This is a genomic window from Paraburkholderia sp. SIMBA_027, from assembly GCF_046535315.1.
GTDB classification, from domain to species: domain Bacteria; phylum Pseudomonadota; class Gammaproteobacteria; order Burkholderiales; family Burkholderiaceae; genus Paraburkholderia; species Paraburkholderia tropica.
Genome location: NZ_JAWRWY010001100.1, coordinates 1 through 254, shown reverse-complemented (window position 1 = coordinate 254; position 254 = coordinate 1). Strand labels below are relative to the sequence as shown.

The following is a 254-nucleotide window of genomic DNA, read 5'->3' as shown; positions in this document are numbered from 1 at the left end:
GGGCGTGCATGAATATGTTGTTTCCACTGGCGATACGCTAAGCAGCATTCTCAATCAGTATGGTATTGATATGGGTGATATCACCCAACTGGCTGCGGCCGACAAAGAATTGCGTAACCTGAAAATCGGTCAACAACTCTCCTGGACATTAACCGCGGACGGCGAACTGCAGCGCCTCACCTGGGAAGTGTCTCGTCGTGAAACCCGAACCTATGACCGTACTGCCGCTAACGGTTTTAAAATGACCAGCGAAA

At 50.4% G+C, this 254-nt stretch carries 1 protein-coding gene; it reads left to right on the top strand.

Annotated features, from left to right (window positions below):
* A partial coding sequence (locus SB764_RS42525) for a LysM peptidoglycan-binding domain-containing protein (protein ID WP_410867110.1) occupies positions 1-254 on the top strand: 254 nt, incomplete at both ends.